Genomic DNA, 14,678 nt, shown 5'->3' with positions numbered 1-14,678 from the left:
GTTCCTTAGCAAAAACGCGGCAAGGAAGACAAAGGGATTTCTCACTTGGCGCTGCGCAGACGGCTTTCGGTAAGAAGGCCGTTTTCGTCAAGGATGGGATAGGCGACGGAGACGAGGTGCGCGTTGACGCGCTTCAGGTCCCGCAACATGTCGAGATGCAGCGAGCTCGTCTGGAGGCTATCGAGACGGCCGTCGCGCAGACGTTCTAGGTGCCGCTCGGAGGATTGTTTCTCCATGCGCCGCACATCGACCTTCACCTCCATCAGCTGGCGGGCAAGGCCGGCATCGCGCGTGACAAAAATAGTCTGCGCGATGCGCAGGTTCTCGATCGTCAGGTTGAAGAGGTTGGCAAGCTCCTTATAGCCGTCCTCGGAGAATTTCAGGCCATTGGCGATCTTCTTGCGCACCTGCTCCTGCAGGCCCTTCTCGATGATGTCGCCGACATGCTCGAGATTGATGGCATAATCGATAATGACGATGGAGCGCGCCGCGCATTCGCCGGTCACGCCCTGGCGACCGAGGCGGGAAAGATAGATCTTCACCTCCTGCTGCAACGCATCGACCTGACGCTCAAGCTCGCCGATATCCTTCATCGGCGCGAGATTGTTGTCGTTGAAGGCCCGCATCGTGCGGATCAGCATGGATTCGATGAGATCACCGACGCGCAACACTTCGCGCGTCGCGCCGGAGAGCGCCACGACCGGGCTCGAAAGCGCGGTATCGTCGAGATATTTCGGCCCGGTTTCCGGCTGCTTTTCCTCGGGAATGAGTTTTTCCATGAGGCGGGACAGCTGGCCGGAGAGTGGGAAGAGCACCAGCGCGACCACCACATTGAAGGCGAGGTGCACATCGACGGGCAGCTTCGAGGCGGGAATGGGCAACGTCGCAAGGATTGCTGCCACCTGCCCGGCAAAGGGCAGCACGACGATGCACCCGACGCCCCGCACCAAAAGGTTGCCAAGCGTGACCCTGCGGGCCGAGGCGGTCGATTTCAGCGTCGCGACAACAGGCGGAACCGCGCCGCCGAGATTGGCGCCGAGCACGAGGATAACTGTCAGCGCTGGCGACAGGATGCCCATGGCCGTCAGCGACAGGATCAGTACGACGACAGCAAGGCTGGAGGATGAAATGATGGCGAGCACCGTCGAGAAGGCGAGCGCGACCGGCCAGGCACCGTCAAGCAGCTTCAGAAAGGCGGCGAGCGCCGGCGACTGGCGCATCGGCTCCGTCGCCAGGCTGAGCAGGTGCAGCGAGAGCAGCATGAGGCCGATGCCCACTAACGCGGAGCCAAGCCCCTGCCGCGCGGTGGAGCTGCTCGACTTATAGAGCACGACGCCGACGAGAATGATCAGCGGCGAGACCGATTCGATGCCCGTCGCGACAAGCCACGCCGTGACCGCCGTCCCGACATTGGCGCCGAGCAGCACGATCTGCGCCATGCGCGCGCGCACCAGATTGCGCTCGACGAAGGAGGAGACCATCAGCGCCGTGGCAGTGGAGCTTTGCAGGGCAACGGTGGCGACGAAGCCGGCGAAAAACGAGCGGAACGGCCCGCGCGTGCCGAGCGCCAGCCCGGAGCGCAGCTTCACCCCGAAAGCCCGCGTCATGCCATCCTTCACCTGTGCGAGGCCAAACAGGAGCAGCGCGACCGCGCCGAACAGGTTGATCATGACAACAGTCGATTCCACCGTAATATTCCTCCTGGCCCTCGGAAGGGACTCAAAACCCGCCTCACCCCGCATCGGATCACGATCCACGCCATACCGATAGGCTATTGTGACGGGAATACGTCAATAATTTCAGAAATATTTGTTTCGCCGGCGAACAAAATCGGCAAGCGGTATCCGATCTGCGCCGGGCGTGATTTTCCCGTGGCATCAAGGCGCTCTGCGCACTTCAATTCGTGCAAACTTTCCGATAAGAGACGAACTCCGGCCGCATGGCCGCCGATATTGAGGAAATGTAGACGATGCTCGAAGCCCTGAGAAGCGCTGCCCAGACCTGGGTGGCAAAAGCCCTGATGATCGTATTGGTCGGTTCCTTTGCGATTTGGGGTGTTTCGAGCTCGCTGGTGACGGGCGCATCGAATTCCGTCGTCACGGTCGGTGATGTCAGCGTTTCGCCGACGGATTTCCGCCTTGCCTATGAGCGCCAGGTCGCAACGCTGTCGCAGCGCTTCGGCACGCGCCTCAATGCCGAGCAGGCCCGCGCCTTCGGCGTCGAAAACCAGGTCTTTGCCGAACTCGTCGCCGGCGCGGCGCTCGACCAGCTGTCACGCGACATGAACCTCGGCCTCTCCGAGGGCCGCCTTGCCCAGTTGATCGCCGACGATCCGGCCTTCAAGGGCGTCAACGGTCAGTTCGACCGCACCGCCTTTTCCGCCGTGCTGCGCAATGCCGGCCTGCGCGAGAACGACTATATCAACAACCGCAGCCAGGTCGCCGTGCGCACGCAGATCGTCGAAGCGGTGTCCGACGGCTACAAGGCACCGGAAGCGCTCACCTCTGCGCTGCGTCAGTATCGCAACGAATCCCGCACCATCGACTTCCTGCTCCTGAGCAACGCCAATATCGACCCGATCAAGACGCCGGGCGACGACGTGCTCACTCCCTGGTTCGAGCAGAACAAGGCGAAGTACCGCGCGCCGGAATACCGCAAGTTCGTTTATGTCGCGCTGGAGCCGAAGGACCTCGTCGACACGGCCGCCATCACCGAGGATATGGTGAAGGCCGAATACGAGCGCATCAAGGACAAGTACCGCACGCCGGCCACGCGCACCATCGAGCAGCTTACCTTCAAGGACCGCGCTAGCGCCGATGCCGCCGCAGCGAAGCTCGCCGCCGGCACGACCTTCGACGCGCTGGTGACCGAGGAAGGCAAGACTGCCGCCGACGTGCTTTTGGGTGATTTCACGCAGGCGAACGTTCCCGACCAGAAACTGGCCGAGCCGGCCTTCGCCGTTGCAGCCAATGGCGGCACGACGCCCGTCATCGACGGCACCTTCGGCCCGATCATCCTGCGCGTGACCAATATCCGCCCGGAGACGACCAAGACCTATGACGAGGTCAAGGAAGAGCTGCGCAACGAGCTGGCGCTTTCCGAAGCCGCCGATGGCATTCTCGCCGTTCACGATCGCATCGAGGATAGCCGCGCCGAAGGCCTGACGCTGGCCGAGGCCGCCGCGAAGAACAACCTCAAGGCCGTCACGGTCGAGGCCGCCGACGCGCAGGGCAACGACCAGAAGGGCGACGAGATCGCGGCCCCTCCGGAAAAGGCCGCCCTGCTCGGCGAGGTCTTCAAGACCGATGTCGGTACCGAAACCCAGCCGATCAATGTCGGCCGCGAAGGTTATGCCTGGTTCGAAGTGCTCGACGTGATCCCGGATCGCGACCGCACGCTCGATGAAGTGCGCGACCGCGTCGCTGCCGACTGGACGGCCGAACAGCAGCGCCAGGCGCTGGCCAAGAAGGCCGGCGAACTCGCCGAGCGCGTGCGCAAGGGCGGTGATCTTGCCGCCATCGCCAGCGAGCTGGGCCTGACCGTCGAAAACAAGACGGGCCTGCACCGCGGCGCGCAGGATGCGGTTCTGAGCCCCGCGACGATCGCATCGGCGTTTTCCGGCCCCGTCGGCACGGTCGCCAACACGCCCGGGACGGATGGCGAAGGCCAGATCCTGCTGAAGGTGACGGAAGTCAATGCGGACGCGACGACCGACGCGCTGTCCAATGACGAACAGCAGATCGAAGCGGTCGCCCGCGCCAGCGGCGACGACATCCTCGACCAGATGGTGAGCGCGCTCCAGACGTCCTACGGCGTCTCGATCAACCGCACGCTCGCCGAGCAGAACATGACGCGTTAGAGTTTGTCCGGGAAAAGTTGGAACCGGTTTTCCGACAAGACAAACGACAACAAAGAAATCGAGGGTCTGTCTGGTTCGGAATGAACCTGACAGATTCTACGGAGACGGGAGCCGCATGTCCGACCTGAAACCCTTTATCGCCAAGGTCGCTGCCGGCAATGCGCTGGACCGCGAGGAAGCCCGCGGCGCCTTCGAGATCATCATGTCGGGTGCCGCCACCCCCTCGCAGATTGGCGGTTTCCTGATGGCGTTGCGCGTGCGCGGCGAGACCGTGGACGAGATCTACGGCGCCGTTGGTTCCATGCGCGCCCGCATGCTGCCGGTCAGCGTTCCCGCCGATGCGATGGATATCGTCGGCACGGGTGGTGACGGTGCCGGCACCTACAACATCTCGACGCTTGCGGCGATCATCGTCGCGGGTGCCGGTGTCCCGGTTGCCAAGCACGGCAACCGCGCGCTGAGCTCGAAATCCGGCACGGCGGATGCCCTCTCCTGCCTCGGCGTGAAGCTCGATATCGGCCCGGCCGAAATTGCCCGCTGCGTGCACGATGCAGGCCTCGGCTTCATGTTCGCCCAGCTGCATCATTCGGCCATGAAGCATGTCGGGCCGTCGCGCGTCGAACTCGGCACGCGTACGATCTTCAACCTGCTCGGCCCGCTCTCCAATCCCGGCGGCGTCAAGCGCCAGCTGCTCGGCGTCTTCTCGCCGCACTGGCTGGTGCCGATCGCCGAGGTGATGCGCGATCTCGGCTCGGAGAGCATCTGGGTCGTGCACGGCGAAGGCCTCGACGAGATCACCACCACGGGCACCACGAAGGTCGCCGCGCTCGAGGACGGCAAGATCCGCACCTTCGAGCTGGCGCCGGCCGATTTCGGCCTGCCGCAGGTGGCGCTCGACGATCTGCGCGGTGGCGACGGCGCGCACAATGCCGCAGCACTTCTCTCGGTGCTCGGCGGCGCGCACATGCCCTACCGTGACATCTCGCTGGCCAATGCCGCCGCCTCCCTCGTCGTTGCTGGCAAGGCGGAGACGCTGAAGGACGGCATGCGGCTTGCGACCGAATCGCTCGAAAGCGGCCGTGCCCGCACCGCGCTGGAGCGCCTCGTGGCCGTTTCCAATGAAGGCGCTACGGAGTAGGATTGGCCATGACCGATATTCTGAAGAAGATCGAAGCCTACAAGCTCGAAGAAATTGCCACCGCCAAGATGCGGGTTGCGCCCGCCGAGCTGCGTGCCCGTATCCGCGACCAGGAGCCGCCACGCGGCTTCTTCGCCAGCCTCAAGGACAAGAAGGCCGAAGGCCGGTTCGGCCTGATCGCCGAAATCAAGAAGGCCAGCCCCTCCAAGGGCCTCATCCGTCCGGATTTCGATCCGCCGGCACTCGCCAAGGCCTATGAGGCCGGCGGTGCGGCCTGCCTGTCCGTGCTGACGGACACGCCGAGCTTTCAGGGTGCACCCGAATTCCTCACCGCCGCCCGCGACGCCTGCGCGCTGCCGGCGCTGCGCAAGGATTTCATGTTCGACAGCTACCAGATGCTGGAAGCCCGCGCCTGGGGTGCCGATTGCGTCCTGCTCATCATGGCCTCGCTCAGCGACGACACGGCGAAGATGCTGGAAGACGCCGCCTTCTCGCTCGGCATGGACGTGCTGATCGAGGTACATGACGAAGAGGAGATGGAGCGGGCGCTAAAACTCAAGTCCAAGCTCGTCGGCATCAACAACCGCAACCTGCGCACCTTCGAGGTCGATCTCGCCGTCTCCGAAAAGCTTGCCGGCATGGTGCCGGACGACCGCCTGCTCGTCGGCGAAAGCGGCGTCTTCACCCATGCCGATTGCGCACGCCTCGGGAAGGTCGGCATCTCCACCTTCCTCGTCGGCGAAAGCCTGATGCGCAAGGACGACGTGGCCGCGGCGACCCGCGAACTGCTGACCGGCTCCGCCGGCATGCTGGCGGCGGAATGATGGTGGTCGAAAAGTGACTGGGGACGCCCGCACGCTCACCCATATCGGCGCCTCCGGCGAAGCGCACATGGTGGATGTCGGCGACAAGGCCGAGACCGTGCGCATCGCTGTCGCCGAGGGTTTCATCCGCATGGCGCCGGAAACGCTCGACCTGATCCTCAAGGGCGACGCCAAGAAGGGCGACGTGATCGGCACGGCACGGCTGGCCGGCATCATGGCCGCCAAGCAGACGTCCAGTCTCATCCCGCTCTGCCATCCGCTGATGCTGACCAAGGTGACGGTCGATATCCGCGCGGATCACGCCCTGCCCGGCCTGCGCATCGAGGCCATGGCGAAGCTCATCGGCCGCACCGGCGTCGAGATGGAGGCACTGACCGCCGTCAGCGTCGCCTGCCTCACGATCTACGACATGGCCAAGGCTGCCGATCGCGAAATGGAGATCGGCGGCGTGCGCCTTGCCGAAAAATCCGGCGGCCGCTCCGGTGACTACAAACGCAGAGAGCCCTGATGTCCCTCCTCCCCGTTGCCGACGCCCTCGACCGCCTGCTTTCCGCGGCCAAGCCCACGCAACGGACGGAAAGGGTCCCGCTTCATGAAGCGGACGGCCGCGTGCTGGCCGAGGACGTCGCCGCCCGCCTCACCCAGCCGCCCTTCGACAATTCCGCCATGGACGGCTACGCGGTGCGCCATGCCGATATCGCCGCACTGGGGTCGATCCTCAAGGTCGTCGGCACTTCGGCCGCCGGCCATGCCTTCGAGGGAACGGCCGGTCCCGGAGAGGCCGTGCGCATCTTCACTGGCGCACCGCTGCCCGCTTTTGCCGATACGGTGCTGTTGCAGGAAGACGCCGAAAAGCTGGATGGAGATCGCATCCGCACGACGTTCCTGACGCCTAAGGGCCGCCACATCCGCCCGCGCGGCCAGGATTTTGCCGAAGGCGACGTGCTGCTTCGGACCGGCGATGTGCTCGATGCCGGACGCCTCACCGTCGCGGCCGCAATGAACCATGCGGAGCTTACGGTCTATGCCCGTCCCCGCATCGCCGTGCTCGCCACCGGCGATGAGCTTGTCACGCCCGGCACGCCGCCCGGCGCAAGTCAGATCATCGCCTCCAACACCTACGGCGTCTCCGCGATCGCGCGCGCCTCCGGCGCCGAGATCATTGACCTCGGCATTGTCGGCGATGACAAGCCGGCGATCCTCGAAGCCGTGCAGAAGGCCCTCGCGCTGGATATCGACGTGCTCGTCACGCTCGGCGGCGCCTCGGTCGGCGATTTCGATCTGGTCCAGCCCGTGCTCGGCGAAGCCGGCATGGAACTCGACTTCTGGCGCATCGCCATGCGCCCCGGAAAACCGCTGATGGTCGGGCGCCTCGGCGATGTCAGGATCGTCGGCCTTCCCGGCAATCCCGTCTCCAGCCTCGTCTGCGCCCTGCTCTTCCTCGAGCCCCTGGTGCGTTGCCTCGCCCACCTGCCGGCGAAAGACCGCATTCACAAGGCGTTCACCGCCGTACCGATCAAGGAAAACGACCATCGCCAGGACTATGTGCGCGCCCGCATCACCCGCGGACCCGATGGTGACCTGCGCGTTACCCCCTTCGACAAACAGGATTCGTCCATGATGCGGATTTTCGCCGACTCCGAAGGCCTGCTCATCCGCCCTCCGAACGCGCCCGCCGTCGAAGCCGGCACGGCCTGCGACGTGCTGCTGGTGCGCGAACCGTAGGCCGCCGGAAGCAAGGCGCCGGAAGATCCGACGCCTTGAACATTCAAGCCGATCCTATCTCGCGGCAACGCCGCTGGAGCATTTCCAGCCGAAGCGAAGTCGCTTTGCCTGGAAATGCGGTAATACAAGAACCTAAAGCATTTCCTGCGAACCGGAACTGCTCTAGACGATGAAGAAATCGGCATTGGTGATGCCGAGCCCTGCAGAAAGCGTCGCAAACAGCACCGATCCACCCGCCGCATTGCCGTTGCTGTCGTAGAACAGCTTCCCGGTATCGGTTTCGTAAATGATGCGATCGTTGGAATCGCCTGCCGTGCCGCTCGTATTGGCGACGAACTGCGCGGCACTGAGGACGCCCACACCGACAATTGCGTTGAAGATGGCATTATCCAGTTGGATCGTGTCGTTGGCGAAGTTGAAGTCCGTGATGGAATCGACGTTGGCGGCCCCGAGCGCCGTATTGAACAGGAACGTGTCGTTCCCGCTGCCCCCGGTCAGCGTGTCATTGCCGGCCCGACCGTTCAGCGTATCGTTGCCATTGCCGCCGATCAGGACGTTGACATTGCTGTTGCCCGTCAACGTGTCATTGAAGGCCGAACCGGTCAGATTTTCGATCGATGAATAGGTGTCGCCCGCCGCGTCGCCGGTATTGCTGGCCGGCGTTGTCAAGCTTGCAACCACACCGGCCGCGGCCGTCTGATAGGAGGCCCTGTCCGTTCCATTGCCGCCTGACAACGCGTCGGCGCCGGCCCCACCGATCAAGGTGTCGTTGCCATCCTGCCCGAACAAATTGTCGCTCCCGCCGAGGCCGGAGATCGTGTCCGCGCCATTGCCGCCGAGAATGCTGTTGGTGCCGTTATTGCCCGTCAGCGTGTCGTTGAAGGCCGAGCCGGTTAGGTTTTCGACCGAATTATAGGTGTCGCCAGCTGCCTCCCCGGTGTTGCCTCCCGAACTGGAAAGATTGGCGATCACGGCCGCGGCAGCATCCTCATAGGTCACCCGATCGCTTCCGGCGCCGCCGGAAAACTTGTCCGCGCCCGCGCCACCGAGCAGGACGTCGTTGCCATCGTTGCCGAAGATGTTGTCGTTTCCGCCGAGGCCGGAGATCCTGTCGTCACCGTTCCCACCGAGAATGCTGTTGGTGCCGTTCGTGCCGGTCAGGGTGTCGTTGAACGCAGAACCGGTGAGATTCTCGATAGAGTTGTAGGTGTCGCCAGCCGCTTCACCGGTATTGCCTCCCGGGCTGGAAAGGCTTGCGACCACGCCGGCCGCCGCATGGGCATAGGTGACCCGGTCGGAACCGGTTCCGCCGGACAGATAGTCGCCACCCGCGCCGCCGTCCAGTACGTCGTTGCCTCCCGTGCCAAACAATTCGTCACGCACCGACGTTCCGCGCATCGTTTCGTCGTCGTTGTCGCCGAGGATGATCAGCCGGTCGCCCTCACCGACATTGGGATTGAAATCCTGCACTTGGAGTTGTGACAGGTCGACCGAGGTGGCATCGCGCATTTCGACGCGGAAACGGTCAGCCGTACCGACAGCCGCAAAGTCGAGAACGAGATCGGCTGCAAGGCCGGCTCCGATCTGGTCGGCGCGGACGATGACGAGCTTTTCCGGTGCCACGGCCTCGAACTCGATTTCCTCGACAGAGATGATCGTCGTGTCCACGAGGCTGATGTCGCCGGTGGCCAGGATGCGGTCGGAATCCGCACCGCCGTCGATCGTGTCGTTGGCAAAGGCGTCGAGACCGCCCCCTTGGAACGTATCGTTGCCGGCATTGCCCGACGCGATGTCGTGCAGCGAATCGACCTGGATCGTATCGCTTGCACCGTCGCTGACGCTGGTGCGGATCAGTTCGTTCACTTCGCCGGTGATGCGGCCGGCGTCGCCGTCGGTATCGCCGCTATCCTGCCATACGGTGACGAATTTGCCATTTTGCAGGATGCCGAGGGCAGACAGAATGTCGCGGTCGAGACCTTCCGCCGCGATTGCGAATTCGCTCGCCAAGTTGGCCGACAAGGCATTGCCGTTCTGATCGAAGATGCGGGCGAAGATGTCATCGACAGTGCCGTTAAAGGGGCGCGTCCAACTGACGACGATGAAGCCGTTCGACAGGACGGCAATGTCGGGATCGACCTCGTCTACGGTGCTTGAGGTGTTGACCTTGATGAAACCGGTCTGGGCGACCCCGTTGGCGTCGAAAATTTCGAGCGTGATGCCATTGCCCAGCGTGCCGCCTTCTGCCCAGCCGGAGTCCGTGTAAACCACGGCCCAATTGCCGTTCGGCAGCGCCGCCAATGCTGATTGCGTGTTGTCACCGAAGCCATCGATCACGAAGTCTGCGGTGCGCAGGCTGCCGTCGGCATTGTAGATCGTGGCCCTGAGCGGCTGGTTGGCCGGGTCGGTGTCCGTATAGGTGACGACGAAGCCGCCATCGGCCAACCCGACGACGGACGCGTCGTTCTGGATGCCGACGGTCGCCGCATTGACTTGGGTGAAGCTGCCCAACTGGACGCCGGTGTCGCTGTAGCGGCCGAAGAAGATATTGCCTCCGAACGTAAAGCTGATGACGAAGCCGCCCCCGCTGAGCGCGCTGGTGATCGGGTCCTCGAAAGCGATCGACGGACCGCTCAGGGTCAGTTCGCCGCCGACAGCATTGCCGTCCTGGTCGAAGATGCGGCCGATCAGTTCGCTTTCGGCCGGGTTGTTGTCATCCCACACGACCAAGACGTTGCCATTGGCAAGCTTGGTCAGCGAAGGCTTTCCGGGAGGCTCAGTGTTGGCGTCGTCATAGGGGACGCGGAAACTGCCGACCTGATTTGAGTCGGCATCGTAGAAATCCAAGAGAATGAAGTTGCCGTTTGCGGTATTGTAAGCGGCGACGAAGCCGCCATTGTCGAGTCCCAGCACGTCCGGCAGGATTTGGGTACCCGGCGTGAACGTATTTACCCCGAACTGGGCGGTCGTGGTGGTCGTGGCGAAGGTGGTTGTGACGGTCATCGGTAACACTCCTGAACTGCTGTGATTGATCGGAATTCAGCGTGATTTCGGTAGAACCGCGGTTTCATGCGAACGCATTCAACAGCGCGCATCAGGCCACTCGACAAGAGAAAGGCCAGTGAACAAGACGACATCTTTGCTTGCGGAGTCGGGAACACGGGTGTCGTCAGCCCGTGTTGCATAGAGGAGCTGCCCATCGCAGATGGTTCGGTTCACAGAGAAGACAGAGAGGAAATCCCTTCCCCCAACGCGACGTAGTTTCGCGTTGAGGTGCTCCTTCAGTCCTTGAGCGCGTCGTTCTCAATGACGCCTCGAAATAAAGAACGCGCGTGAATCCGAGCTTATTCTATAATTATCTTTTTTTCTTACATTTGATATCCCACAGGACCCTAGTACGGCGCAAGGCAAGCCTCCCGCATCCCTTGACCGGTATCCGTGCCGTTCCTTTTGGCCAGTACGGGAGCACGGTTTCATCGCCATATTGTTTCAGCGGCCCCTTGCGGAACACATATGGAACAGATAGTGTCTGTTCTGGATTTGTTTCACGATTCTCGGTGGAGAGGCCATGCTGACGCGCAAACAACAGGAACTGCTCCTGTTCATTCACGAGCGTATGAAGGAATCCGGCATCCCGCCGTCGTTCGACGAGATGAAGGACGCGCTGGATCTCGCCTCCAAATCCGGTATCCATCGTCTCATCACGGCGCTCGAGGAGCGCGGCTTCATTCGCCGCTTGCCCAACCGGGCGCGGGCGCTCGAGGTCATCAAGCTTCCCGAAGCCTATTCGGCAAGCCAGCAGCCCCGTCGCGGCTTTTCACCCACCGTTGTCGAAGGCAGCCGCGGCAAACAGCCGGCGGCACCGACGCCCCCGCACCGGGTCGCAACACCGCAATCAGACGTCATGTCGTCTTCGGTCTCCGTGCCCGTCATGGGCCGTATCGCCGCGGGCGTGCCGATCTCCGCCATTCAGAACAACACGCATGACATCACCGTCCCGGCCGAAATGATCGGTAGCGGAGCTCACTACGCGCTGGAGGTCAAGGGCGATTCGATGATCGAAGCCGGCATCTTCGATGGCGACACGGTCATCATTCGCGATACCAGCAGCGCCAATCCCGGGGAAATCATCGTGGCGCTCGTCGACGACGAGGAAGCCACGCTGAAGCGCTTCCGCCGCAAGGGTGCATCCATCGCGCTCGAAGCCGCCAACCCCGCCTATGAAACCCGCATCTTCGGACCGGATCGCGTGAAGATCCAGGGCAAGCTGGTCGGGCTTATCCGGCGTTACAACTAAGCGAACCCTGCCGGAGGCGCTCGTGCTATAGCGCGCCTCTGAGAGTGCATACCTGCTTTCTGGATTGTGCGCCTTCATCAAGGCGCCGAGCCTGTGCGGTTCTAGGACTGGATTTGCCGGACCGGCCAACGAGGTGTTGAGCTCAAAAATCGCTCGGGCTGATCGCCTCGACGTCAATGAAGCCGCCGTGAGCGCCGCTTTGGCGACGGTCTCCCTCGGCGTTGCCGCTGGTGTAAGTTCCGGTTCGCCAGTCATAGGTGCGGTGGCGCGACCACGGGCGATCCAGCGTTTCAACGGCAGGCGTGATGCTGGCTTCGAGCATGAAGGGAGCATTTTCCTCCTCGGCGGCAATGATCTCCAGGGCTCCGGTTCGCCGCAGGTGTCGGGCGGTGATGAGCTTTGCACCGGAGCGGCACGCAGCGGTGCGAAGCGGCACCTGCGTGATGACGAGGTCTGCGAGATCGCAGGCCGTGCCGAGGAACGCGACGTCTTCCAGCGTGGCGATACGCCATTCGTTTGGTGAAACGGCCACGCAGAAAGCCTTGGTCTCGCAGACGAAACCCGCCTGCTTTGCCGCCGCGTCGAGCGCGGACAGCATGGCCGCTTTCGCCTTTTCGCGATTTGCCTTGTGGCGTGGCGATTTTCGTTTTTTCGTGGTTTCGTCAGCAGCATCCTGTACTTCGACCGTCAGCCCGGCGGTCTTTCGCATCGTCGGCTTGACGACCTCGTCCAGCCGCAGGGCCCGGCGCCATTGCGCATAGACGAAATCCGGCGGGCGGGCACGGTTCGTCGCAACCCCACTCTCGCGCAGGATGGCGACGAGGCGGCCGTCTTCCGAGACCAGAACCTCGGGCCTTCTGTGATCACCGGGCCGGAATGCGACGGCGATGCCGATCAGCACGAGCAATGTTCCCGCATGGCGAAGGCGCGTTCTGAGGATACAGACGAGCCCGCCGCCGAACCCGATCAGCAGAAAGGCGGCGAACGGGATGCGGCCGGTGACGATCTCGCCCTTCCAGCTCGCCACCCAGTTGGACAGGGCGATCATCCACTCGATCCCCTTGCCCATGATCGCGAAGGGAATGGCATCGAGCCCGAAAGGCATCAGCAGCACGGCGACGAGGCCGAAGGGCATGACGATGGCGCTGATGGCGGGCATGGTGAGGAGGTTGCCCGCCAGCCCATAGGCCGGAATCCGGTTAAAGTGGCCGATCGAATAGATCAGCGTCGAAAAACCGCCGATCAGCGAGGAGAGCACCAATCCGCCGAGGAAGCGGCCGGCCGAACCGCCGGCGGCCGGCAACACCCCGCCCCGGCTCTCCCGTTTCACCGGCCGCTCGCGCCATGCCGCATAGCCGGCGACAAGCCCCAGCGTTGCGGCATAGGACATCTGAAAACCGGGATTGGTGACCGCCGACGGCGTAATCACCAGGATGAGGATGGCCGAGAGCGCGACATTGCGCAGGCTGATCGCCGACCGGCCGAACAGCACGGCGACGAGCATGACGCAGATCATGATCCACGACCGAACCGCCGAAAGCGCCCCGCCCGAGACGAGAATATAGAGCGTCACCATGACGAGCGCCCCGGCGGCGGCGATTTTCTTTGCCGGATATCGCTCGGCAAAACCGGGGATCAGCGCCATCAGCATGCGTGCGCCGACGAGAAACGTGCCGGCCGCCAGCACCATGTTGAGCCCGGATATCGCCAGCACATGGGCGAGCCCCGCCTGCCGCAACGCCTCCACCGTTTCCGGGCTGATCGCACGCTGTTCGGCCGTCACCAGGGCGGCGGCGATGGCGCCTGCATCGCCGCCGATCCGGCCGCGGATATGCTCGGTCAGATTGTTGCGCCATGTCGCGATCTCCTGCCGGATCCGCTCCTCAAGACCCGCCGGTTTCGCCGCAACCTGTTGCGGTGCCTTATAGAAATAACCAACCGCGCCATTGCCGGCGAAATAGGCATCGAAAGCGAAATCGTTGAGCCCGGCCAAAGCGGGGCCGGATGGTGGATTGAGCCGTGCACGGCCTGCAATGCCACCGCCGATCGGGATCGATTCGTGCCGGTTGCGCGCGAGAACCGTCACCACACTGGGTGCACGCTTTAGGATGGGATCCTGTGTCGCCGTCAGCGCGATGCGGTAGCGGACAGCGCCCCGCTCGTCGCTTTCGCGCGACAGCACGCGGCCGGTAATCTGCGTGGTCACCGGTGCGTCGAGCAGGACGGTATCGAGCCGGGCGCTTTCGAAGGCTGCAAGCAGCATGCCGACAGGCACAAGAAACGCAGCCCCGGCGGAAAGCGCCCGCCAATCCTCCCGGTGGCGCAGGCGCCAGGCGGGCCAGAAGGTGGCACAGGCGAGAACAAAAAGAGCGAGAACGGAGGGATCGGAAAGAGCAGCAAACCAGAGAGCGGCTCCCGCGCCGAGAAAGACCGGTACGAACAGAAAGAAATGACCGTGTGCCCGTTCCTCGGCAAAGGCGGCGTGCATGTTTTTTGGTGGAAGAACGGCGTGCCGAAGCCGGCTTTCGATCCGTCTCAGAGCGGCAGGCAACGCGCCCCCGTGCTGCACGTCATCGAGTGCTATCGGTGGCGATGGGACGTCGGAAAACGTTCGCCAGGCGTCGGCCTCGCGCAGTGCCTCCCGTTTCTCCGCCTCCTTCACCCCGGCCATGATCCCGGCCCCTTTTTCTGCCACCATAATGCAATCGACGACAAAAAACTTCAATCAACAGTAGGCGGGAAAAATACTAAGCCAGCAAGATAGGATGCGCCCTCCGCAATTGCGCGGGCACGCGCACAGGTTGCTTGCAACTTCGTCGAAAGGGTAGATATTGCGTT

At 63.2% G+C, this 14,678-nt stretch carries 9 protein-coding genes; 6 read left to right on the top strand and 3 right to left on the bottom strand.

What is annotated here, in order from left to right:
• Positions 1-41: 41 nt before the first annotated feature.
• Positions 42-1,688, bottom strand: a complete 1,647-nt coding sequence (locus ACOZKU_RS16120; RefSeq protein WP_421579707.1) for a Na/Pi cotransporter family protein — start codon at positions 1,686-1,688, stop codon at positions 42-44.
• Positions 1,689-1,969: 281 nt separating this feature from the next.
• Here ACOZKU_RS16120 and ACOZKU_RS16115 point away from each other — a divergent pair, with 281 nt between their 5' ends.
• From ACOZKU_RS16115 to glp, 5 genes are all read left to right on the top strand, one after another.
• Complete coding sequence (locus ACOZKU_RS16115) at positions 1,970-3,859, top strand: SurA N-terminal domain-containing protein (protein WP_421579706.1); 1,890 nt, start codon at positions 1,970-1,972, stop codon at positions 3,857-3,859.
• Positions 3,860-3,974: 115 nt separating this feature from the next.
• Positions 3,975-4,997 carry an anthranilate phosphoribosyltransferase gene (gene trpD, locus ACOZKU_RS16110; protein WP_421579705.1) on the top strand — a complete coding sequence of 341 codons (1,023 nt, stop codon included), beginning with the start codon at positions 3,975-3,977 and terminating at the stop codon, positions 4,995-4,997.
• Between the two features lie 8 nt (positions 4,998-5,005).
• On the top strand, positions 5,006-5,821 hold the full coding sequence (trpC, locus tag ACOZKU_RS16105) for an indole-3-glycerol phosphate synthase TrpC (protein WP_421579704.1): 816 nt from the start codon (positions 5,006-5,008) through the stop codon (positions 5,819-5,821).
• 13 nt (positions 5,822-5,834) lie between these two features.
• Positions 5,835-6,329 (top strand): cyclic pyranopterin monophosphate synthase MoaC, encoded by a 495-nt coding sequence (moaC, locus tag ACOZKU_RS16100; RefSeq protein ID WP_421579703.1) that lies wholly within the window; start codon positions 5,835-5,837, stop codon positions 6,327-6,329.
• The gene (gene glp, locus ACOZKU_RS16095; protein ID WP_421579702.1) at positions 6,329-7,546 is read left to right on the top strand and encodes a gephyrin-like molybdotransferase Glp; all 1,218 of its coding nucleotides are present in this window, start codon (positions 6,329-6,331) and stop codon (positions 7,544-7,546) included. Before moaC ends, glp begins: the two co-directional genes overlap by 1 nt.
• A gap of 162 nt (positions 7,547-7,708) precedes the next feature.
• Here the strand turns inward: glp and ACOZKU_RS16090 are convergent, their stop codons facing one another.
• The gene (locus tag ACOZKU_RS16090) at positions 7,709-10,546 is read right to left on the bottom strand and encodes a beta strand repeat-containing protein (protein ID WP_421579701.1); all 2,838 of its coding nucleotides are present in this window, start codon (positions 10,544-10,546) and stop codon (positions 7,709-7,711) included.
• 565 nt (positions 10,547-11,111) lie between these two features.
• On the opposite strand from ACOZKU_RS16090, the gene lexA reads away from it, so the two are divergent.
• The gene (gene lexA, locus ACOZKU_RS16085) at positions 11,112-11,840 is read left to right on the top strand and encodes a transcriptional repressor LexA (RefSeq protein WP_421579700.1); all 729 of its coding nucleotides are present in this window, start codon (positions 11,112-11,114) and stop codon (positions 11,838-11,840) included.
• 142 nt (positions 11,841-11,982) lie between these two features.
• On the opposite strand, the gene ACOZKU_RS16080 is transcribed toward lexA, so the two are convergent.
• Positions 11,983-14,511, bottom strand: coding sequence for a ComEC/Rec2 family competence protein (locus tag ACOZKU_RS16080; RefSeq protein ID WP_421579699.1), 2,529 nt, complete (start codon positions 14,509-14,511; stop codon positions 11,983-11,985).
• Positions 14,512-14,678 lie beyond the last annotated feature (167 nt).

This window comes from Shinella sp. M31 (assembly GCF_049199205.1).
Taxonomy (GTDB): domain Bacteria; phylum Pseudomonadota; class Alphaproteobacteria; order Rhizobiales; family Rhizobiaceae; genus Shinella.
The sequence above is the reverse complement of the archived record's forward strand: the minus strand, read 5'-3'. Positions and strand labels throughout refer to the sequence as shown.

Excerpts from the sequence above, each read along its gene's own strand:
- ACOZKU_RS16115 (WP_421579706.1), top strand. The coding sequence starts at position 1,970 with ATGCTCGAAGCCCTGAGAAGCGCTGCCCAGACCTGGGTGGCAAAAGCC.
- trpD (WP_421579705.1), top strand. The coding sequence starts at position 3,975 with ATGTCCGACCTGAAACCCTTTATCGCCAAGGTCGCTGCCGGCAATGCG.
- trpC (WP_421579704.1), top strand. The coding sequence starts at position 5,006 with ATGACCGATATTCTGAAGAAGATCGAAGCCTACAAGCTCGAAGAAATT.
- glp (WP_421579702.1), top strand. The coding sequence starts at position 6,329 with ATGTCCCTCCTCCCCGTTGCCGACGCCCTCGACCGCCTGCTTTCCGCG.
- ACOZKU_RS16090 (WP_421579701.1), bottom strand. The coding sequence starts at position 10,546 with ATGACCGTCACAACCACCTTCGCCACGACCACCACGACCGCCCAGTTC.
- lexA (WP_421579700.1), top strand. The coding sequence starts at position 11,112 with ATGCTGACGCGCAAACAACAGGAACTGCTCCTGTTCATTCACGAGCGT.
- ACOZKU_RS16080 (WP_421579699.1), bottom strand. The coding sequence starts at position 14,511 with ATGGCCGGGGTGAAGGAGGCGGAGAAACGGGAGGCACTGCGCGAGGCC.